Genomic DNA, 22,545 nt, shown 5'->3' with positions numbered 1-22,545 from the left:
ATTAATTTCCTTTAAAAGCTTCGGTCGTTGCTGAATCTGCAGCATTAATGCCTTCTGATTTGAACACCTTACTTATTGTCAAAAATACTATTTTTAAGTCTAATAAAACACTAACATGTTCAATATAATAAACATCGTATTCGAATTTTTGCTGCCAGCTGATGGCATTTCTTCCGTTCACTTGCGCCCAACCTGTAATTCCGGGTCTCATTTCGTGGCGTTTTTTCTGGGTTTCGCTGTATAACGGCAGGTATTGCGGCAATAACGGACGCGGTCCGATCAGGCTCATATCGCCTTTCAAAACGTTGATGAGTTGCGGAATTTCATCCAGCGAAGTTTTCCTGACAAAAGCACCTACAGCTGTAAGCCTTTCGGAATCGTGAAGTAAATTTCCGTCTGAATCTTTCCGGTCGTTCATCGTTTTGAACTTGACGATTTTGAAGATCTTTTCGCCTTTTCCCGGTCGCAACTGGAAGAAAAACGGCTTTCCCTGATTGGCAACAAACAATAAAATAGTGACAATGATAAAAATCGGCGACAGTACAATTAACGCTACGAGCGCAATCAGGAAATCAAATAAACGTTTAAAAACCTGTTTATACATGGGTCACTTTTTTTTGAATTAAACCATAAGATTTTTCAACGGTATAATTGTTCTGAAGCAATTTTAATGCATTTTCGCGCATTCTATTAAAGGTATCTTCATCTGACATCAACTTTTGGATTGCAGTGAGCATTGCATTTGTATCGCCTGAAATGATACGAAATCCGCAACCTGCATCTTCAATTATATTTCCGATGTCTGTGTTAGGATCAGTGGCGGCAATTACGGGCATTTTGCAATTAAGATACGACAAAAGCCGCGAAGGAAAATTCGGGATTGTAAAATCTTTACTCAGGAAAATCAAGCCGACATCACAGGCCATCAACAATTGGTCGTATTCATTTTTGGGAAGTCCGGCCAATAACATTGCATTTTTAGGATTATTCTGATTGAACCAGCTTTGTATGCGGTTGAACTCTGTTCCGGTGCCGATTATGATAAAGAAAACATCCGGGATATTTTTTGCGGCCGTAATGGTTTCGAGTAAAAAATCCAGGCCTTGCGGAATGCCCAAATTGCCTCCGTAAATAAACACTTTTGAAGTTTCCGGAATATTGAATTTCGCATGCATTTCTGCTTTTCCTTGCGCAGATTCCTCGAAAACGATTGGCTCAATTGTATTCGGATTGATTTCAATTTTCTCCGAATTTATTTCCGGATTATGCTGTAAAAGAAATTGCTTGTTGGCTTCTGACATACAGCCAATAGCATCTGAAACCTCGTAAAGCTTACGCTCTTTTTTAAGGAAAAGCTTGTGGATTGCACTGCCTTTTTTGATCATTTTCATATCAACGGCATTTTGCGGAAATATATCTTTGAGCAGTAAATACGAAAATGCACCATCCCGTTTTTTGATATACGAAATGACTTTTGAAAATGTAATTGGCGGCGTAGAATACAAAACCAAATCAAATTTCACATCTGAAAAATATTGCCTGATTGCCGATAAATATTGGTATTCTATGGCCAGTGTACCAATTCCTTTCTCGATGACATTGGTTTTCTGGAGATTAAAAGTCTTCACATTCAAAATGGTCACGCCATCCACTTTATTGACCGCAGTTTTCTTTTTCTCCCTTCTTTCGGAAGGCCTGACAACAAAAACTTCGTTTCCTTCATCGCGGAATTTCCGCAGCAAATCTGTATAAAGATTGCGCTCGGCGACCGAATCGATTTTCACCATCGTCAGGAAAAGTAACTTCATAATAACGGTTTTATTCGCTCCAGACCACGCGTTTTATATAATCGGTATAGCTTATGATGATGCGCACCATTTTTTCAGAAACATTCGGCATTGAATAATCGGCAACCGGCCTGAAATTACGTTCGGTACCGCGTTTTTGATATTGCAATTGCGTCAGTCCCTGCATGATTCTTTCGGGGTTTAATCCGACCATCATTACCGACGCTTCTTCCATCGCCTCGGGTCTTTCGTGTGCATCGCGGATATTGAGTGCCGGAAAATTCAGCGTTGATGATTCTTCAGAAATCGTACCGCTGTCAGACAAAACGGCGAAAGATTTCATCTGTAATGCATTGTAATCGTTGAAACCCATCGGTTTTAAAAACTGTACTTCAGGACGCATTTGAACATTTTTGGAATCAATCATTTTTCGCGTGCGCGGATGCGTGCTGACGATGATTGGATAGCTCGTATTTTTCTGCGACAAGATTCAGCGATTCCATCAAACCGTTGAAATTCTTTTCGCTGTTGATGTTTTCTTCGCGGTGTGCCGAAACGACGAAATATTTATTTTCTTCGAGATTCAGTTTATTCAGGATATCTGAAGCGTTGATTTCCGGCAGATAATGATTCAACACTTCAAACATCGGCGAACCGGTTTTGATAATCCTGTCAGCTGGCAATCCTTCGCGAAGCAAATATTCACGGGCGATATCACTGTAAGTTAAGTTGATATCAGAAACGTGGTCGACGATTTTGCGGTTGGTTTCTTCAGGAACGCGCTGGTCAAAACACCTGTTCCCGGCTTCCATGTGGAAAATCGGAATGTGTCTTTTCTTGGCCGGAATCGCACAAAGACAGCTGTTCGTATCGCCTAAAACTAAAAACGCATCCGGTTTTTCAGTTTCCAGAAGCGGGTCGATTTTGATTAAAATCATACCAACGGTTTCTGTAGCTGTTGCGCCCGCAGCATTGAGAAAATGGTCGGGTTTGCGGATGCCCAGATCTTCAAAGAAAATCTGATTCAGCTCATAATCGTAGTTTTGTCCGGTGTGAACGATGATGTGTTCAATCGCGTCGGAAGCATCCAAAGCGGCCATAACCCTTGATAATCTTATGATTTCGGGTCTTGTGCCGACCACTGTCATTACTTTCAGTTTTGCTTTCATTGTTGTGTATTATCCAAATCCTGTCGGATTGCATTAAACATTTTCAAAATAAGTATCGGGGTCATTCGGATCGTAAAATTCGTTGATCCAGAAAATGGTGTACAATTCTTCTTCGCCGATATTTTTGATATTGTGCGTATACCAGACCGGCATGTCAACATAGGCTGGTTCGTCTCCGGAAAGATAAAAATCCATCACTTCATCTGTGCCGATCAATCGCAATTGAATCAATGCCTTTCCTTTTATGACAGCGAATCTTTCGATTTTTCTGGTGTGAAAATGATTGCCGCGCGTGATTCCGGGAACGGTGGTTGAGAACGAAACCTGTCCGCCCACATTTAAACGAATTACTTCTACAAAAGCGCCTCTCGGATCCGTATGCTGTGTGAATTTCACCGGGAAATGATTGGCGATGTCCATATAGCAGCGGAACGTATTGAAGAGATTGACTTCAAATTTCGAATTCAGTTCAGGAATAATTCCAGATTTCCTGGTATTGGCTTTTGTAATTTTGGAGTAATGCGAGAATCTGCGACACTTTTGATTCAGAAGTATGCGGAACATACACTTCTGATTTGCTGTCGCCATTTCTAATTTCAGCGATAATTGCATTGACGAGTTCAGTGACATAAATTAATTTCAGGTCGCCATCGACATCAATTTTCGGCGTTTCTCCATGTGATAATTTGTGGCAGAAAGTGGCAACGACAGAATTATAATTCGGCAATCCGAATGGCCCGAAAACATTCGGGATAATCATTCCGGTAAAATTTCCGCCGGATTGTTTTGCCCATTCCGCCATCAGTTCGCGGCCTTCTTTTTTGGATTTTCCGTAAAGATTGTCGCGTTCTTCCTGCGTTGACGACGAAAATAGAACATGCGCTTTGCTTTTCGTTCTAATTAATGAATCGACAAGTTTTTGCGCCAGATTTACATTCGTATCATAAATGACCTGCGGATCAGGATGGCGGTTCATCGCAGCCAAATGCACGATCACATCACATTGAGAAACAAACCCATCGAGCTGGTTTTTATCACTGAAAAATTCCTTTTGAAAATCAATTCGCTGAAATTCTTCAGGAAACAACCCAAGTGTATTGTACAAATGTTTTCCGACAAATCCGGCTTGTCCCGTAACGCCAATTTTTAACATACTTTAAATTTTATTTTCAAAAAAAGCCGCGTCGTAGCGGTATTCGTCTTTAATTTCACCTGAAAGATAATCTGCCATTACGAGCAGTTTTGAACCAGTCTCAAGTGCCTGTATTGAACTTATGTAGCCTTTTGGAACATGTAAAATATTCATTTTTTTTTCGTCGAGCGTAAATTCGTAAGGCCGTAAATTTGTAGACGGACTTTCCCAATCATCAACTTCAATAAGCTTGATTTCAAAACTCCCTTTTAAAGCCGAAAACCAGCGCTGTTCGATTTTATGTCCTTGCCACGCCCTTATAAATTGAGTGTTTGCATTTTCAATCACATAAAACCGTTTGATTACTGTGGCGTCGAAATCATTGTTAAAAAACAGTGTTCCGCGGTGGTCTGTATGCGAATTGCCTGCAAAAACTTCCGGTTTCATTATTCTGTATATTGTGCGACGTCTTCGCCAAAAACTTCTTTCCTTATCAAAGGCAATTTCGACAATAAAACCTTCATGCCTTCAACGCCTTGTTGTTCTGTGTTGTGCGAATGGTAATCTTCTATGGCTGAAACGTCTTTTTCGCCTTCTGAAAAATACTGGGCATAATTCAGGTCGCGGTTGTCAGACGGAATCCTGTAAAAATCGCCCATATCTTCAGCCTTGATCATTTCTTCGCGCGTGCAAAGGGTTTCGTATAATTTTTCGCCGTGGCGTGTGCCGATGATTTTGATTTCGTTGTCAGAATTGCACATTTCTTTCAATGCCTGCGCCAGATCACGAATCGTTCCTGCAGGTGCTTTATTCACAAATAAATCGCCTGCATTGCCATGTTCAAAAGCGAATAATACCAATTCTACAGCTTCTTCCAATGACATCAAAAAACGCGTCATGTTCGGATCTGTAATCGTAATTGGCTGACCGTTTTTGATTTGCTTCAAAAACAGTGGAATTGCCAAACCTCTTGACGCCATCACGTTGCCGTAACGCGTTAAACAAACGGTTGTATCATTGAGATTTCTTGAAGCGGCAATCGCCACTTTTTCCATCAATGCTTTTGAGATTCCCATGGCATTGATTGGATAGGCGGCTTTGTCTGTACTGAGGCAAATCACTTTCTGGACTTTATTCCTTCCGGCAGCGTCGATGACATTCTGCGTTCCGAAAACATTGGTTTTAGTAGCTTCTAAGGGAAAGAATTCACAGGAAGGCACTTGCTTGAGCGCTGCCGCATGAAATACATAATCAACACCGCGCATGGCCTGCTCAATACTGTTGTAATCCCTTACATCGCCGATATAAAATTTGAGTTTATCGCTTTTGAGATGATTACGCATATCGTCTTGCTTTTTTTCGTCGCGGGAAAAAATGCGGATTTCCTTAAAATGATCGGTATGCAGGAAACGGTTAAGCACGGCATTTCCGAAGGAGCCAGTTCCGCCCGTAATCAATAAAGTTTTATTCTGTATTAACATGTACCTGTTTTTAGTATTGCTATTAATTTGTCGATTTCGTTAAAAACTTTTTGCTCTGTAGCGGCGTCTTCGTTGTTAATGGCTTTTTCAAACGCCTCTGTAATACTTTTTTCGTCGAGCGGATTAAAAGTAATCGATGGCTTGCAGACTGCATTCGTATAAGGCAAATCGGCGCCGATAATTTTACATCCGCTTTCTACGGCTTCAATAATGCCCAAGCCGAAACTTTCTGACAATGAAGGGTAAATGCAATACTCTGAACTGCTGTAAATTGCAGCGAGCGCTTCACGTTCCATAAATCCGTAATTGACGATTGGATAACCTTTTCGCTGCAAATCCTGAACTTCCATCAGCAAATCCAAATAATCTTCGCTTACCGTCAACCGCAGTTCGCCTGTCTTATGCAAATTATAAAAATCGACAAAAGCGGTTAAAAGTCGTTTGTGATTTTTATGCGGACTTCCGCTGCTGATATATACAAAACTATGTTTTTTTCTGTCAATTTTGCCCGTAATTGTTGAATTTATTTGCGGATAAAAAGGCAAAAGCAGAATATTTTCCGGTTTCAACACATTTATTTTTGCTGAAAAATCATCCTTTACAACCTGGGTTTGAACCATCAGGTAATCTGTATTTTTCAATAAAAATTTAAAAATCAGGCTTTTTATCTGAAATGTCAATTTTTGTTTAAAGGAAAATGTTTTCGGGATTTCGAGAAATAATTTCTGATGGAAATAGGTATAGACAACTGCATTGGTTTTCACGGCAGGCCTAAATTCCCGAAGCATAAGATGGTCGAAAAATCGTTTTTATGCTTTTTGTAAAATTTGTATCTGGCAGTAATTCCTGCTTTCAGGTAAATTATTTTATTTTTTGAAATTGCCGGATGGTTATCGCGCACTCTTTCATCGAGCAGATAAGTCGTTTCAATTGCTGATGCTTCAACGGCTTCCATCAGGTAATCGAGCAAAACCTTTCCGCCGCTGTTGTTTATGTATAAAGCATCAATTAATATCATGGTTTTTTATTTACGGAAAGAAAATAATTGACGTGCGATTTTGGCCAAAATGGCTCGATATGCCTGCGGTTGATAATGGCTTCGTTGGCAGAAAAATAGTGCTTATAATTCGTTCCGCTAAAAATATAAGGGTGAAATTGCTGTGCTATTTTTAGTGCACTTTCCGGGAAATGCTGCATCTGACCGTACGTCCACGCAAAGTATTCGCAGTTATAATTGAGTTTTTCTTCAAGGATTTTTTTATTGGCATCCAGTTGAGAAAATTGCTCTTCTTCGCTGATCGCTGCCAAATTCATATGATCAAGCGTATGCGAACCGATGACATGCCCACGATCGTGCAAACTTTTGATTTGCTGCCAGTTCATTGGTCGTTTGGTGAAGACATTGACGCGTTCATTATAATTTTTTTGGTAATCTTCGTCAGATTGCACATAATTGGCGTTGATAAAAAAAGCAGCGTTGGTTTTGTGTTTTTCCAGAATTGGCGCTATGACATCGAAACATTCTGCAAAACCGTCGTCGAATGTAAAGGCCACAAGTGCTTCTTTTTGGTCGAATTGTTTTTCGGCCACCAGACGTGTTGCTTCCTGAATGGTAATCAATTTAGCATTTTTGCTGATGTGCTGCAGGAATTTATCAAATACCTTAGCGTCATTTTCATCGACGAAATTCGGCGTTACATAATGCGCATTGATGATATGAATACCGGGTTTCGGCGCTTTGAAAGTACCAAATAATGACAGAAAACTATTCCGGATAAATGCTCTCATCAATAAGTATGATAGTTTATGGCTGACAATTCCAGTTTGCTGAAATCGATTTGCGTTTCCGAATTCCAGGATTTTGTAGGTGACACTTGCTTTATTGGGCACTTTCAGAAATAAATTCGGTAGTAATTGGCGTGTCAGCGAATGGTTTTTTGAAATCGGAAGACTTATGATGTCAAAATCAGTAATTTTTCTATATGATTTAATCAGCAATTTTAGTCTGAATTCCGCTGATTTAGGTAAAATAAATAAAACTTGTACTTCGGTAAGCACGCCTCTTTTCCCTATTCTTGCGATTGAAATGGCCTGTTTGTCATCGATAACTTTATATTCGGTGACAGGAAAACCAAAGAACCTCCATTTCAAATAATCTGGATTGATTACCGAACTGAAATCTGTGTCCGAAAATTGCTGCGAAACATCCGACTCAGGCATTTTTAAACCGGATAAATTAGACCGATTGCCCTTAAACGGACTTCTCATATCTTTAAAATGCTTTATCGTCTTGAATAAATGATTGATTTTTATCCAATATTCAGCAATGTCAAGCTGTGCCCAGCCTGTTCGCAAAAATCCCGGAAGGCTGTTGGAGTTAGGAAAATTGAGCAGGAATTTCACGCCGCGATTGCGGCATTCTGTTCTGCAACGGTTATCAGTTTCTTAAAAAGCCCCTTCCCTTGTTGGTTGGGATGTACGAATGTTTCAAATGAAATCGCGCCTTTTAGCAACTTGCTTTCGTAATTAAAATCAAGCATCCCCATCGCCACACAACCAACGATAATGCCGTTTTCTTTGGCGCATGCCAGCACTGATTCGCCAAAAGGATTATCGCGGAATTTCCAGAAAAACCAGTCGTTGCTTTTTTTATCTTCACCGTGCGATAGCGCTGCAGTTTCGAGAAATGAATCTACAAAACCGGCATCCTTTGCATAATCAAAAATAAATATTTCCATAGCTTTAGGCGAGATCATCGCTGACTTTTGGTTTGCTGTTTAAGATATTCGATTTGGATACGCACCAGCCCAGGCAAACCAAATAAACCATACCTGATTTGAACGAAAATATAATCGTTGAAGTCACCGGCCAGAATATAAATGGCGTAATGATCAACAGGTATTTTTTATTGAGCGACCGCATGTGCCTGACGTAAAATAAAATTAAAGCTACGAGTCCGAAGACGCCGAAAGTAGAAATCATAAACCCGATTTCTGCGTCAAAACCAAGGTTATATTTTTGCGGCATCCGGTATATCGAGGTGATGATATCATAATCTGAAGTAAAATTTCCAAAAGCCAAATGGTTCCATTTGTCGTATTTCATCGCCTGGCTGAAATAGAAAAAAAGCGCTTCGTTTTTATAATCAAGACTTCCTGTATCGTTGAGCTGCGTGCTTCGGATATTATTGAATTCGAGCGTCGGGATAATTACCAGACCAACGGCAACGACCAAAAAAGTAAGGAAAAAGTTGCGTTTAAGGAAGAAAATATGAATGGCAAAAAATGCCAAGGCAGTGATAAGACCCGTTCGGCTTCCGGTAAGCACTACCGAAACCATAAGTGTCGAAATGATAATCCATTTGAATTTACCCTGAAGCGACACAAAAGTAAGTCCCATCAGCATTGTAGCATATTTACAGGCCTGATTCGGGTTGAAATAGATTCCACCATTCCTGTTTTCAGTGATGAAGAAATTGAATTCCTGTTCTGCATCTGCGCGTTTGTAAATACTTTCGAGCAAATCTGTAAAATAGGTGATTTCGTAGATGTAAACCAGCTGTGAAAAAATAATAAATCCCGCTATAAAGAACAGTACTTTGTGGCCTACAGTGTAATCGCGCGTCTTGAAATAGGGAAATAGAAAGAACAGCAGCAATATGTTAAGGGCAACCAGGAAATCACTCTCGGGATTTATTTCGGTAGAAATATTGAATACATAGGAAATCACAATGGCGCCCAACAGCAATAACTTGCTGTTCATGTTGGCGAGAAAGTTGATTTTAAACGAAGAAATGCAATAAATCAGCAATAAATAATTGAGGATATATGCGAAATTGGAATTGCAGGTCAAATATTACAATTAAAAAAACATTGAATATCTGTTGTTGTGTAGACGTTGCTTTTTTAATTTTTTCCATCAAATGATTTTATTTTTTTATTTTCCTGTACAACACCATTAATGGGTTAAATTGAAATACGAATGCACTTATGGAAAGATAAATCAGTGCAAATATCGTCGTTTTGATGATTAAATCCAAAATTATGTTGCCTCCGAGGCTTATAAAATCTGCTACAACGAGTCCGGCAATCATGCTTACAATTGGAGGGTATATCGTTTTAATGATGGGCATCGGATGGTAGTTGTATTTTCGTTTGAGTTGTATTACAGCCGAGGCAAACATCAGCAATTGTGCAAACGAAAAGAATATCACAAGATATAAAAATCCAAATAGCGATGACAAGAGTATCAATCCAATAGAAAATAAGCGGCTGTAAAACACAGTGTTGGAGTAAGCTTTTGAATCGCCCATCACTTTAAAAACGTCGATGCACAGAAAATAAGGCGCATAAAATATCATCCCGAAAATAATGATTTTCATCAGCAATACCGAGCCTTCCCACTCGCTTCCCATCAATTTGACTATAAGGTAATTCGAATTGATAAATAAAACCGCTACCAGAAAAACCAAAATATAATTGACGAATTTCAAAACCTGCTGCAACAGTGTAAAGGTCGTTTGCAGGTCGTTGCCGGCCTTTGAAGCAGAAGGCAGGAACAAACGCCTGCTCGAAGCCGAAACCAATTGAACAGCCCAGTCGACAAGTCTTTTCGACTGAAAGAAAATCCCTGCACTATAACCGCCGAATAATTTATTGATCAAAACCGGAAATCCGTTGTTGTAAACCGCTTCAACGGTACTCGACACAAGCAGGTTTTTCCCGAAATGCAAATGCGGCTTTAATGCGTTGAAATCAAATTTCATGACCCTGAATCTCGGCGTGAAAATCAGGTAAAGCAGGTTTTTCATAAAAGTAGCACTGATACTGAACAGCACCACCGCAAAAATGCCATAACCCAGCGTCAGCATATAAATGCAGACTGCACCGGCAGCAACCATTGATGAGATATTGATAAAACTTTCCTTTCTGAATTGCATATTTTGCTCCATACGCGCATATCTTACAAATGCGAGGGAGTTCAGCATCAGAATTATTGAAGAATAATTGAGGTAGGTTCCCAAATCTGGAATATCGAAATAATTTTCAATAAATGGTGAAGACACCAATGTAAGGATTGTGAACAGGATGCTTAACGCAAAATTGAATGTAAATATCGCCGAAACTTCTTTATCAGTAATGTCTTTATTCCTGATGATCGAAATGGTCATGCCACTGTCCATAAAAATATTAAGCAGGTACACATAACCGTTGATGATGGCTACAGTTCCATATTTTTCGGACCAGATAACGCGCGACAATAATCGCTATAATAAAATTCAGCGCCTGAAAAATAATTTTATCGAATGAACTCCAAAACGCGGCTTTTATCATTGTCGTTTATTTACGTCTTCATGTCGGTTTATGAAATCAACTATACGCGCACAGGCATTTCCATCGCCGTATGGGTTGTGCAGACCGCTCATGGCTGCATAACGCTTGCTGTCATTAAGCAACTGATTGCATTCTGAGACGATCAGATTTTGATTTGTGCCGACTAAAATCACCGTTCCGGCAGCTACAGCTTCGGGACGTTCGGTGTTATCCCGCATTACCAATACCGGTTTCCCAGGCTTGGCGCTTCTTCCTGAATGCCGCCGCTGTCAGTGATAATCAGATAGCTTTGGTTCATCAGCCATACAAATGCAGGATAAGCTAATGGCGCAATGAGTTTAATGTTCACAACATCACCGAGAATTTCGTATACCGGGCCTTTCACATTTGGATTCAGGTGTACCGGATAAATGATCTGCACGTTGTCATTTGACAGCGCGATTTCCTTAAGTGCCGCACAGATATTGACAAAGCCATCACCGTGGTTTTCGCGTCTGTGACCGGTTACAAGGATTATTTTTTTTGAAGGATCGATATGTGATTGGAGTGATCGGATTTCCTCATTTTCGATTTCTTCCACTTTTTTCGAACTGAATAACAGCGCATCAATGACGGTATTTCCCGTAACTACGATTTGATTTTGCAGTACATTTTCTTTTAAAAGATTGTCTCTTGAAGCCATAGTAGGCGCAAAATGGAAGCTGGCAATCCGTCCGGTAACCTGCCGGTTCATTTCTTCCGGAAATGGCGATTGCAGGTTATTGGTTCTCAAGCCTGCTTCTACGTGGCAAACTTTCGCACCGGCATAAAACGCCGCCATTGCACTGGCCATTGATGTTGTGGTATCGCCTTGCACGTAAACAAAATCGGGTTGAAATTCCTCAAGTATAGGTTTCATTCCCGAAACAATATCGCTCGTCAGCGAATAAAGATCCTGTTGGGTTTCATTAAATTTAAGTCGTAATCTGGAACAATTTCAAAAAAAGACAGCACCTGGTCAAGCATTTCGCGATGCTGCGCCGTTACGCAGACTTTCGTTTCAAAAGCTGTCGTGTTTTTTTGAAATTCCTTCACCAGCGGTGCCATTTTTATAGCTTCTGGCCTGGTTCCGAAAACAATTAAATTTTTTTTCATTTTTTAAAGCCGTTACGCTTTTATTTTATTGTTTTCCAGATAGGTTCCGGAGGTGATATTTGCAGCCATTCTGAATTGTTCAGGTACCAGTTTACCGTCTTTTCGAGTCCTTCTTCAAAAGTAACTGACGGCTTCCAGCCCAATTCTCCATTGATTTTTGTAGCATCGATGGCGTAGCGCAAATCGTGACCTGGGCCTGTCTGTCACGTAAGTAATCAATTGTGCCGAAGTACCTTTTTCCCTACCCAGTTTTTCATCCATAATACCGCAGAGTAATTTTACAAGGTCGATGTTTTTCCATTCATTGAAACCGCCGATGTTGTAGGTTTCATGATTTTCACCTTTATGGAAGACCAGGTCGATTGCCGCCGCATGGTCTTCTACAAAAAGCCAGTCACGCGTATAATTGCCGTCTCCGTAAACCGGAAGCGATTTGTTATTGATGATATTGTTGATGAAAAGCGGAATCAGTTTCTCCGGAAAATGATTCGGCCCGTAATTATTAGAGCAATTCGTAATCACATAAGGCAATTTGTAAGTCTCGCCGTAAGCGCGCACGAAATGATCAGAGCTTGCTTTTGAAGCAGAATATGGCGAATTCGGGTCGTAAGAAGTGGTTTCCGTAAAAAGGCCTTCCGCACCAAGCGAACCGTAAACCTCATCGGTACTGATATGGTAAAAACGTTTCCCTTCGCTGTTGTCTTTCCATTGCTTTTTAGCGGCATTGAGCAGGTTTACTGTTCCGATGATGTTGGTTTTCACGAACGCTAAAGGATCTTCAATCGAACGGTCAACGTGAGATTCGGCAGCCAGATGAATGACGCCGTGAAATTCATGTGTGCTGAATAATTCATTGATGAATGACTCGTCAACGATATTTCCTTTCACGAAAGTGTAATTCGGGGCGTTTTCAATATCAGCGAGATTTTCAAGATTTCCGGCATAAGTAAGCGCATCAAGATTGAAAATTTCGTAATCCGGATAATTTTTCACAAACCTTCTCACTACATGGGAACCGATAAAACCAGCGCCTCCTGTTATCAATATTTTTTTCATTGTATGGAATTTTTTCTATTTGCCTACCGATTGGAAAATAAATCCGTAAGACTTCATTTCATCTGAATTCAGGATATTGCGGCCATCAAAAATAAAGGCCGGTTTTTGCATATTGTCGTAAATCTTCTGCCAGTCGTACGATTTGAATTCGTCCCATTCGGTAAGAATCGCGATAGCATGAACGCCTTTACAGGCCTCATACGGATCGTTATGTACTGTTACAGCAGCTTTATTTTCCGACTCGCTTCTTGTGCCGAGATAATCTAAATCGGCCAAAACGTTTTTCTCTTTTACCTGCGGATCGAAGACCATCAGGCTCGCCTGTTCATTCAGGAGATAATCTGCTACGTAAATCGCTGCCGATTCGCGTGTATCATTTGTATCTTTCTTGAAAGCCCAACCCAGGAAAGCGATTTTTTTTTCCGGAAACGGTATTGTATAATGTCTGTACGATATTGGCGGCAAACCTTCTCTTCTGGTGGTCATTCATGACAACGACCTGTTCCCAGTAATCGGCAACTTCATTTAGTCCATAAGATTTGGCAATGTACACCAGATTGAGGATGTCTTTCTGAAAACAAGAGCCGCCGAATCCGACTGAGGATTTCAGGAATTTTGGGCCAATTCTGCTGTCCATCCCAATGGCCCGCGCCACTTCGTTAACATCGGCGCCTGTTTTTTCGCACAATTCAGACATCGCATTGATAGAAGAAACCCTTTGTGCGAGAAACGCATTTGCTGTTAATTTTGACAATTCGGAAGACCATAAATTGGTCGTAAGGATTTGTGATTTCGGTACCCAGTTGGCGTAAATTTCCACGAGGGCGTTGATTGCCTCAAGACCGTCGTCAGTTTGATCGCCGCCGACAAGCACGCGATCCGGATTCAAAAGATCTTCGACCGCCGTTCCTTCGGCTAAAAATTCCGGATTGGAAAGGATGCTGAATTTCACGCCGTTTCCTGTGTTTTCAAGAATATTTTTGATGGCTTCAGCTGTCCTTACGGGAAGCGTTGATTTTTCTACTACAATCTTGTCATCTTTGGCGATAGACGCAATTTGTCTGGCGCAAAGTTCAATGTATTTCAAATCGGCGGCCATACCTTTACCCAAACCATAAGTTTTGGTAGGCGTATTCACTGATATGAATATCATCTGGGCTTCGTCGATTGCTTTTTCTACTTCAGTTGAAAAGAAAAGATTCCTGTTCCTGGCTTCCGCAACCAAATCGCTTAATCCCGGTTCATAAATCGGAATGTTTTTGACATCAGCGTCATTCCACGCCGCAATTCTTTCTGCATTCAAATCGACAACCGTCACTTTAATATGCGGGCATTTTTGTGCAATAACTGCCATTGTCGGGCTTCCGACGTATCCTGCACCTATACAGCAAATATTTGTAATTTTCATAATTCGCTTTCGTAGCTTCTGCTAATTGTGTTTATAATTTTCCGTCAGCTTTACTGCCTAAAAATCCTTTGACATCGTAAATAACGGCATTTCCTTTTTTTATTGTTTCGAAATCTAAATCGGCAAACGCCGAATGTGCCACACCAAGAACTATTGCATCGAATTGTTGCTGCGGCAGTTCGTTTATTGTTTTCAATCCGTATTCATGGATTACTTCTTCTGTTTTTGCCCACGGATCAAAAATAGTGACATTCACGCCATAATCCGATAATGAGGCGATTACATCTACAATTTTTGTATTGCGCACATCGGGGCAATTTTCTTTGAATGTAATTCCGAGCATCAATAAATCGGCATTTTTTACTGCGATTTCATTTTTTATCATCAGTTTTACGACTTGTGATGCGACATATTCGCCCATACTGTCATTGAGTTTTCGCCCGGCAAGTATGATTTCCGGATTATATCCTGACTGTTGTGCCTTCTGTGCCAGGTAATACGGATCTACACCAATGCAATGACCGCCTACCAATCCGGGTTTGAACGGAAGAAAATTCCATTTTGTGCCGGCCGCTTCAAGGACATCCTGCGTATCGATTTCAAGGATATTGAATATTTTGGCCAATTCGTTGACAAAAGCAATATTGATATCGCGTTGCGAATTTTCAATTACCTTGGCTGCTTCTGCTACTTTTATGTTTGGTGCCAGATGTGTTCCGGCTGTGATTACAGATTGGTATAACTGGTTAACTTTTTGTCCGGTTTCCGGGGTTGAACCTGCGGTAACTTTAAGGATTTTATCAACTGTGTGTTCCTTGTCTCCCGGATTGATGCGTTCCGGTGAATAACCTGCGAAAAAATCGACGTTAAATTTCAGTCCGCTTATTTTCTCGAGAACCGGAATGCATTCTTCTTCGGTTGCTCCCGGATAAACTGTAGATTCGTAAATCACGATATCGCCTTTTTTCAAAACTTTCCCGACCGTTTCGCTTGCTTTGTAAAGCGGGGTTAAATCGGGTTTGTTGTTTTTATCTACGGGCGTTGGAACGGTTACGATATAAAAATTACAATCTTTTATATCGTTTATTTCTGAAGTACAGAACAATCCTTTCGCTTCATTATTGTTATTAACAAGAACCGATTCGAGTAAGTTTTGTTCGATTTCAAGTGTATTATCAAAACCTGATTGCAGTTCGTTAATCCGGTTTTGGCTGATGTCAAAACCGATGACCGCATATTTCGTCGCAAATAATCTTGCTAACGGAAGCCCGACATATCCCAAACCAATAACCGCTATTTTCATGAATGTTGTGGTTTTAAATTTTCCCAATACCATTTCACGGCCTGGGTTAGTCCGTCGCGCACAGAAAACTGCGGGTCGTAACCCAAAAGATTTTTTGCTTTTTCGATGCTGGCGAGCGAATGCGGAATGTCGCCTTCACGATTCGGTTCCGTAAGTAATTTCTGCTTTTGCAATTTCCGAATCAAATGCTGACAACAATTGCTTCAATATTGAAACCAGTTCATTCAGCGTAGTCGATTCCCCAAAAGCTGTATTGTAAACCGTGTTCAATGCTTCAGGATTTGCAGCATTTATGGCCAACTCATTCATCTGGATTACATTATCGATATAAGTAAAATCGCGTGAATTGCTTCCATCGCCATTAATTTTCGGACTTTCATGCTGCATCAGTTGCATGACGAATTTCGGGATTACGGCTGCATAAGCGCCATTCGGATCCTGTTTCCTTCCGAAAACATTAAAGTAACGCAGGCCGATGGTTTCAATTCCATACGTTTTACTGAAAATACCGGCGTATAATTCGTTGGCATATTTGGTAATGGCGTATGGCGAAAGTGGTTTCCCGATGACATCTTCAACTTTCGGAAGATTTTTGGAATCGCCATAAGTGGAAGAACTCGCCGCATAGATAAATCGTTTGATGCCGGCTTCTTTGGATGCAGAAAGCATATTCAGGAATCCGCCAATGTTCACATCGTTGGTTGTAACAGGATCTTTAATCGAACGCGGAACTGAGCCCAAAGCTGCATGGTGCAGCACGAAATCAGCGCCAGCAACGGCTTTTTGGCAATCTTCAATATTCCGGATATCGCCTTCAATCAGTTCAAAATTAGGATTTTCGGCAATCGATTGGAGGTTGTGGCGGTAACCTGTCGAAAAATTATCGAGGCAAACGACCTTGTAATTTTGGGCAATAAAATAGTCGCACAAATTAGAACCGATAAAGCCCGCACCGCCGGTGATTACAATCTTGATGCTTGATTTTACTGACATTCTTTGATTTTTGAAATGCAAAGGTAAGATTATATTTTAATCGCGGTTGTGCTTTTTCTTCTTAAAAAAGGCCTTATAAATCCGCGTGAAGATACTTTTCGGTTTGTCGTCTTCGTGGTATCCTGCAGAATAAGCACCATAACCGTAACCATAGCCATAGTTATAACCATAACCGTAGCCATATTTGGCTTTACTTTCAAATCCGTTGAGGATGATGCTTACGTTGTCGAGTTCGCCTCTTTCAAGTCGGTTATTTAACAACGAAATCATATCTTTTTTGGTAAAATTCTGTCGTACCACATATAAAGTGACGTCGGCATAATTGGCCAGTTCGAGTGCGTCAGATACGAGTCCGACCGGCGGTGTATCTAGTATTATGTAGTCATATTGCTGCTTTAGCGAGGTAAGCAAATCGTGCATGCCATCACTCATAATCATTTCGGCTGGATTTGGCGGAACGAGCCAGAGGATTACATCTAAATGCGGAATATGCGTTTTCTGGGTGATTTGTTTCAGTGATCTGTCGCCCATAATGTAATTGACCACACCGACTTCGTTGCTGATATTGAAATCTTCAAAGATTCTTGGTTTCCTTAAATCGAGTCCGATGATGAGTGTCTTTTTTTCGCTCAGGGCAAATACGGTCGCGATATTGATGGAACAGAAGGTTTTTCCTTCACCGCTTATCGACGAAGTCAGCATCAGTGTTTTTGCGCCATCGACATGTTGTTTTTTATATAGAAACTGAAGCGACGAACGAATGGCGCGGAACGATTCAGAAAGTGCCGATTTTGGTTTTTCAAAAACGGAAAGATTGCTGTCGTTGTGTTTTTTTCCGATCACCCCGATTAAAGGCAGGCTCGTAAGCTTGGCAATATCATCGGTATTCTGAATGGAATTGTTGATGAAGAAAATTCCGAAAACGAACAATAACGGGAAGAGGAACCCCAAAAACAACGCCATTACATAATTGACACCGGTTTTTGGCCAGACCAATCCGCCGCCGACATCTTTTGCCGGATCGATGAAATGGATATCGGAAACGTTGGATGCTTTTACAATATTCGCCTCACTCTTTTTTTCCATAAAAGTGTTGTAGATATTGTTGCTGAGCTCATATTTCCGTTGGATTTTAATAAGCTCCTGCTTGTCTTCGGGCATCTTTTTAATATCGCCTTGTGCCTTGCTTATATTGGCATTGATCATGTTAAGATCGTACAGCAACCCTTCTTTGGAGGTCTCAATATTCACCAGCAATACATTTTTTACGGCAGTCATTTTACTGTCGAAATCCTTGTATATCTTTTCGCTTTTTACGGCATATTGTTTTTGCGAGCGCTCAATCGACAATGAAATTAATTTTGATACGTTCACCACAATGTTCGGATCGTCAATATTGGCAACAGCCGGCGCTGGTAATTTAGAATAATCGACACTGTTTTTAAGGTATTTTTTCAGATTGTCGTAATAGGCAATTTTGCGTGTCACTTCATCGCGGGCAGCGTCAAATTCGAAAAGTTTCCCTGTAAGCATCGCTCCGCCTTCTTCAATCTGCTGGATATTTTTGTCTTTAACGAAAGCCTTCATTTCACCGCCGGTTTTCTTCAGGCTGTCCGACATTGCTGCCATTGTACTGTCGATGAAATTGATTGTGTTGGTTGCAAATTGGTTTTTTGCCGCAAGCTGGTTGTCTTTCAGCACCTGAACAGTCGTGTTAAGGTATTTGACCATACGGGCTTTGTTGGTACCCTGAAGTGACAATTTCAGTATAGAACTTCCTTTGGCATCAGTATCAACATTGATACCCTGATAGCCGCCAACGACGCCATCAAAACCGTTGAACCTTACGTAATATTCATTGCCTTTGTAGATGCCCGGACTGTCGTTAATTTCAAGCTGCCAGTTCAGGAAAGGCAATACGACATGCTCACCAACATGATACCTGTAGATTTTCTTGGTATTTTTCGGTACTGAAGTTGTCGTAATATTATTATCTGAATAATGGATTAGCGAAGCGGAATCACTTTCAAATTCAACGGTAATCTCATAAATATTTTCGGTTATGAACTTGATCTTCAAAGGAATTCCGGCCAATTGCCCTTCGCGTTTATCGATGGTCACATAAAACGGCACTTCGCCGTAGGCATCGACAAAATTGTATTTTCCCTGTTTCAGATAATCGATATAATAACTCAGCCTTTCCACCACGAGTTCGTTATGGGAACGTGATTTGAGGGTCGAAGCAATAGTTTGCACCTGATCTGAAGTGCCTCCCCAGTTAAAGACAAGACTCGTATTGGAAGTAAAAAAAGGATTGCTTTCTTCTTTAACCGAGATGGTGGTTTCCATCGAATAAATCTTTTCCTTGCGAACGTTTGTCTGATAGGCAATCGTAAAAGCAATAATCCAGCTTACCAGGAACCATTTCCAATAACTTGCCGTTTTTATTAAAAAGCCTTTGAAATCGAAACTGTTCTGATTTTCGAAAAAAGAAAAATCTTTCGTATCAATCATTGTCTACATTTTAGTTTTTGAGCAATAAAAATACAGTTGTGGCAAGTGAAATAAGCGTCACGATAGAACCAATCGACTCGACACCCGTCCTTCCGGTTCCCCAGGATTTCTGCTCCAGCGGTTTTACATAAATATAATCATTGGGCTGAAGATAGTAATAGGGCGATTGCATGGCCTTGATGTCGGTCAGGTCAATATCGTGCATTTCCGTGCCATGCGAGTATTGCCGTATAATGGTTACGTGTTTTCGGTCGCCGGTAATAAGGATATCTCCTGAATTGGCCAAAGCTTCAAGTATGGTAACCTTATCCTGAAATATTGTTTTTGTACCGGGAGCGCCAACTTCGCCATTTGCAGTGAAGCGCAATCCCGCCAGCTTTACACTAACGAAAATATTGGCCTCCTTGGTGAAATATTCGGTGAGCAATTGTTTTTCGATCTTGATCCTGGCTTCGTCAACGGTATAACCGAGCACATTGATTTCGCCGATAATTGGCATCCTGATGTTGCCGTGATCGTCGATTGTGAATCCGTTAAAGTATAAATCCTGTTCTGACTGCGCTTCCTGTCCGCCGCCCGCCTTCGGATTAAATATTTCTGCCAGTGACTGGTCGCTGGCTTTTATCGAAATACTGAGGATGTCATTTGTCTGTAATCTGTAGGGCTTTGAAACAATCGGGTTTACCGGGCTTTCAATCGCATCTTTATCTTTTCGCTGCAGATAGGTCATGTCTTTGGTCGAGATGCACGAGGTTAGCGATAACAAGACCAGGATGGCAGGAAAAACAATGCGTAATTTCATTTCGGGTTTATTAGTAAACAAATATAGTTTTTACTTTAGAATTATAAAAAATTCGGGCTGCTAATTGTTTTTGAATGAATTTTCGAAAGGCACACGCTGCAGGATACTCCTTCCGAGTGTTACCTCATCGGCAAATTCAAGCTCATCACCCACAGAAATCCCGCGTGCAATTGTCGACGTAATGATGTCGCAATCTTTAATCTGCCTGTAGATGTAGAAATTCGTCGTATCACCTTCCATTGTTGAACTTAATGCGAAAATCAGCTCGCGGATATTTCCCGATCTTACTTTATCAACCAACGAATTGATTTTCAGCTGGCTTGGGCAGACGCCGTCAATCGGAGAAATCTTGCCGCCTAAAACGTGGTAAATGCCTTTGAATTGTCTCGTATTTTCAATCGCCATCACATCGCGGATGTCTTCAACAACGCAAATCAGCGCGTGGTCGCGGTTGTGATTGGCGCAGATCTCGCAAACGGCAACGTCGGAAATATTGTGGCAGCTTTCGCAGAATTTGATATCGCCTCGCATATTGACGAGTGCTTCGGCCAAAAATCCGGTTTGCTCTTTGGGTTGCTTCAGCAGGTGCAATACGAGCCGAAGTGCCGTTCGCTTTCCGATTCCGGGCAATTGCGACATTTCGTTTACGGCTTTTTCCAATAATTTTGAAGAGAATTCCATGCTGCAAATGTACTTAATTAGATGATGGGAAAATTAGATAATTAGAAAATGCCAACAGAGCTATTAAACGTAGTTTTTACATTTTCTAATTTTCTCATTACCAAATTTTCTAATTCCTTTTTTGTATTTTGCCGTCAAATAAGCCAACATGAACTCGACCACAATCCTTATCATTATCATTATTTACTTCGGGATTCTTTTCCTGATTTCGCATTTTGTAAGCCGGAAAAACAGCGGAAATGACGCCTTTTTCAAAGCCAATAAAAACTCAAAATGGTATTTGGTGGCTTTCGGAATGATCGGGACGGCGCTTTCGGGCGTTACTTTCATTTCTGTGCCTGGAGAAGTCGGCTCACCCAACGGCGAACAATTCAAGTATTTTCAATTCATTATTGGTAATGCGATTGGGTTTATTATTGTGGCGAAGATGTTGCTGCCGTTATACTATCGCATGAATCTTACTTCGATTTACGGCTATATTGAACAGCGGCTTGGCACAGTCTCTTACAAAACCGCAGCGTTGATTTTCCTGATCAGCCGCACGATTGGCTCGGCTTTCAGGCTGTATCTGGTCGTGATCGTTTTGCAGCGTTTTGTTTTTGATGATTTCGAAATTCCGTTTGCCGTTACGGTGTTGATTTCGCTGGCGCTGATATTTGCTTATACTTATCGCGGCGGACTCAAAACCATCATCATCACTGACACTTTGCAGACATTCTTCCTTGTAACTTCTGTTTTCCTGACGATTTTCTTTATTTGCAGAAGTCTGGATTTAAGTGTTTTCGAAGCTTTCGAACAGGTAAAAAACAGCAATTATTCCAAAGTATTTTTTTATGACGATTTCTTGGGAAGCAAATTCCATTTCGTCAAGCAGATTCTCGGCGGGATTTTCACCACAATCGCCGTTGTCGGGCTTGATCAGGATTTAATGCAGAAAAACCTCAGCTGTAAAAACATCGGCGAAGCCCAGAAAACATGTTCACTTTCACCGGGATTTTTGTCATCATCAATATATTTTTCCTGAGTGTCGGCGCGCTGCTTTACATATACGCCAATAAAAACGGAATCGAAATACCACCAGATTTAGTCACCGGAAAACCGCGAACCGATTTACTTTTCCCTGAAATTGCATTTCATCATCTGGCGATAATTCCGGCAGTAGTTTTTCTTTTAGGATTGACAGCCGCCACATTTGCCACCACAGATTCGGCTTTGACGGCTTTGACCACTTCTTTCTGCGTTGATTTTTTGGGAATGGATAAAACCGAAAATCAAAATAAACCGAATGTCGTCAGGACGCGCCATTTCGTTCACATCGCGTTTTCCTTCCTGATGCTTTTGGTGATTATTATCTTCAATTCGATTAACGACAGTTCTGTAGTCGGAATGATTTTTCGCGTCGCAGGTTATACTTACGGTCCGCTTTTAGGATTATATTGCTTTGGATTATTTATAAAAAAACGTACGGTTCGCGACAATTTCGTGCCAATAATTTGCGTGCTTTCGCCATTACTGACTTTCCTTTTGAGCGAAAATTCAAAAGCACTTTTCAATTATGTTTTTGACAACGAACTCATTATCGCCAACGGACTGATCACGCTTTTGGGATTGCTTTTGATCAGTAAACCGGCAACGCAGCAAACGGAGTTTTAAATTGCAATATCAAAAATCAAATTCAATAGCAAAAAATCAAATCTTGAATCAAAATTTGCAATTGATTTTTTTGGTATTGACATTGAGATTGATTTTTGA

14 protein-coding genes and 7 pseudogenes are annotated in these 22,545 nt (G+C 40.8%); 1 reads left to right on the top strand and 20 read right to left on the bottom strand.

Features of this window, described 5'->3' with window-relative positions:
* Nucleotide 1: 1 nt before the first annotated feature.
* The 20 genes and pseudogenes from ACSLFW_RS07665 to recR form a co-directional block, all read right to left on the bottom strand.
* Nucleotides 2-604, bottom strand: a complete 603-nt coding sequence (locus tag ACSLFW_RS07665) for a sugar transferase (protein WP_436555278.1) — start codon at nucleotides 602-604, stop codon at nucleotides 2-4.
* Entirely contained in the window at nucleotides 597-1,808 is a 1,212-nt protein-coding gene (locus ACSLFW_RS07660) for a glycosyltransferase family 4 protein (protein WP_436555277.1), read from the bottom strand. The genes ACSLFW_RS07665 and ACSLFW_RS07660 overlap by 8 nt, the downstream gene beginning before the upstream one ends.
* Before the next feature lie 10 nt (nucleotides 1,809-1,818).
* Nucleotides 1,819-2,956 (bottom strand): annotated as a pseudogene (gene wecB, locus ACSLFW_RS07655) (non-hydrolyzing UDP-N-acetylglucosamine 2-epimerase).
* Nucleotides 2,957-2,989: 33 nt separating this feature from the next.
* A pseudogene (locus tag ACSLFW_RS07650) lies at nucleotides 2,990-4,109 on the bottom strand (polysaccharide biosynthesis C-terminal domain-containing protein).
* Nucleotides 4,110-4,112: 3 nt separating this feature from the next.
* Nucleotides 4,113-4,535 carry a WxcM-like domain-containing protein gene (locus tag ACSLFW_RS07645; protein WP_436555276.1) on the bottom strand — a complete coding sequence of 141 codons (423 nt, stop codon included), beginning with the start codon at nucleotides 4,533-4,535 and terminating at the stop codon, nucleotides 4,113-4,115.
* Nucleotides 4,535-5,569: a polysaccharide biosynthesis protein gene (locus ACSLFW_RS07640; RefSeq protein WP_436555275.1), complete on the bottom strand. Its 1,035-nt coding sequence runs from the start codon at nucleotides 5,567-5,569 to the stop codon at nucleotides 4,535-4,537. The genes ACSLFW_RS07645 and ACSLFW_RS07640 overlap by 1 nt, the downstream gene beginning before the upstream one ends.
* Nucleotides 5,563-6,333, bottom strand: coding sequence for a glycosyltransferase (locus ACSLFW_RS07635; protein WP_436555274.1), 771 nt, complete (start codon nucleotides 6,331-6,333; stop codon nucleotides 5,563-5,565). Before ACSLFW_RS07635 ends, ACSLFW_RS07640 begins: the two co-directional genes overlap by 7 nt.
* Nucleotides 6,330-6,587 (bottom strand): hypothetical protein, encoded by a 258-nt coding sequence (locus ACSLFW_RS07630; RefSeq protein WP_436555273.1) that lies wholly within the window; start codon nucleotides 6,585-6,587, stop codon nucleotides 6,330-6,332. The genes ACSLFW_RS07635 and ACSLFW_RS07630 overlap by 4 nt, the downstream gene beginning before the upstream one ends.
* Nucleotides 6,584-7,972 (bottom strand): polysaccharide deacetylase family protein, encoded by a 1,389-nt coding sequence (locus tag ACSLFW_RS07625; RefSeq protein WP_436555272.1) that lies wholly within the window; start codon nucleotides 7,970-7,972, stop codon nucleotides 6,584-6,586. The genes ACSLFW_RS07630 and ACSLFW_RS07625 overlap by 4 nt, the downstream gene beginning before the upstream one ends.
* A complete protein-coding gene (locus tag ACSLFW_RS07620) occupies nucleotides 7,969-8,307 on the bottom strand; it encodes a GNAT family N-acetyltransferase (protein ID WP_436555271.1) in 339 nt (112 codons plus the stop codon). The genes ACSLFW_RS07625 and ACSLFW_RS07620 overlap by 4 nt, the downstream gene beginning before the upstream one ends.
* Before the next feature lie 4 nt (nucleotides 8,308-8,311).
* The gene (locus tag ACSLFW_RS07615) at nucleotides 8,312-9,421 is read right to left on the bottom strand and encodes a hypothetical protein (RefSeq protein WP_436555270.1); all 1,110 of its coding nucleotides are present in this window, start codon (nucleotides 9,419-9,421) and stop codon (nucleotides 8,312-8,314) included.
* Nucleotides 9,422-9,497: 76 nt separating this feature from the next.
* A complete protein-coding gene (locus ACSLFW_RS07610) occupies nucleotides 9,498-10,829 on the bottom strand; it encodes an oligosaccharide flippase family protein (RefSeq protein WP_436555269.1) in 1,332 nt (443 codons plus the stop codon).
* Between the two features lie 69 nt (nucleotides 10,830-10,898).
* Nucleotides 10,899-12,036 (bottom strand): annotated as a pseudogene (gene wecB, locus ACSLFW_RS07605) (non-hydrolyzing UDP-N-acetylglucosamine 2-epimerase).
* Nucleotides 12,037-12,048: 12 nt separating this feature from the next.
* Nucleotides 12,049-13,092, bottom strand: a pseudogene (gene rfbB / locus ACSLFW_RS07600) (dTDP-glucose 4,6-dehydratase).
* A 15-nt stretch (nucleotides 13,093-13,107) separates the two neighbouring features.
* Nucleotides 13,108-14,500 (bottom strand): annotated as a pseudogene (locus ACSLFW_RS07595) (UDP-glucose 6-dehydrogenase).
* 31 nt (nucleotides 14,501-14,531) lie between these two features.
* Nucleotides 14,532-15,803, bottom strand: coding sequence for a nucleotide sugar dehydrogenase (locus ACSLFW_RS07590; RefSeq protein ID WP_436555268.1), 1,272 nt, complete (start codon nucleotides 15,801-15,803; stop codon nucleotides 14,532-14,534).
* Nucleotides 15,800-16,796 (bottom strand): annotated as a pseudogene (locus ACSLFW_RS07585) (SDR family oxidoreductase). Before ACSLFW_RS07585 ends, ACSLFW_RS07590 begins: the two are co-directional and overlap by 4 nt.
* Before the next feature lie 36 nt (nucleotides 16,797-16,832).
* Entirely contained in the window at nucleotides 16,833-19,310 is a 2,478-nt protein-coding gene (locus tag ACSLFW_RS07580; protein ID WP_436555267.1) for a polysaccharide biosynthesis tyrosine autokinase, read from the bottom strand.
* Nucleotides 19,311-19,320: 10 nt separating this feature from the next.
* Nucleotides 19,321-20,112, bottom strand: a complete 792-nt coding sequence (locus ACSLFW_RS07575) for a polysaccharide biosynthesis/export family protein (RefSeq protein ID WP_436555266.1) — start codon at nucleotides 20,110-20,112, stop codon at nucleotides 19,321-19,323.
* Between the two features lie 60 nt (nucleotides 20,113-20,172).
* A complete protein-coding gene (gene recR / locus ACSLFW_RS07570) occupies nucleotides 20,173-20,793 on the bottom strand; it encodes a recombination mediator RecR (protein WP_436555265.1) in 621 nt (206 codons plus the stop codon).
* 148 nt (nucleotides 20,794-20,941) lie between these two features.
* Between recR and ACSLFW_RS07565 the strand changes: the two are divergent.
* Nucleotides 20,942-22,446: pseudogene (locus ACSLFW_RS07565) on the top strand (sodium:solute symporter).
* Nucleotides 22,447-22,545: the final 99 nt, after the last annotated feature.

Source organism: Flavobacterium sp. 3HN19-14 (assembly GCF_051373205.1).
In the GTDB taxonomy this organism is placed as follows: Bacteria; Bacteroidota; Bacteroidia; order Flavobacteriales; family Flavobacteriaceae; genus Flavobacterium.
Note: the sequence above shows the minus strand (reverse complement) of the source record. Positions and strands in the feature narration are given on the sequence as shown.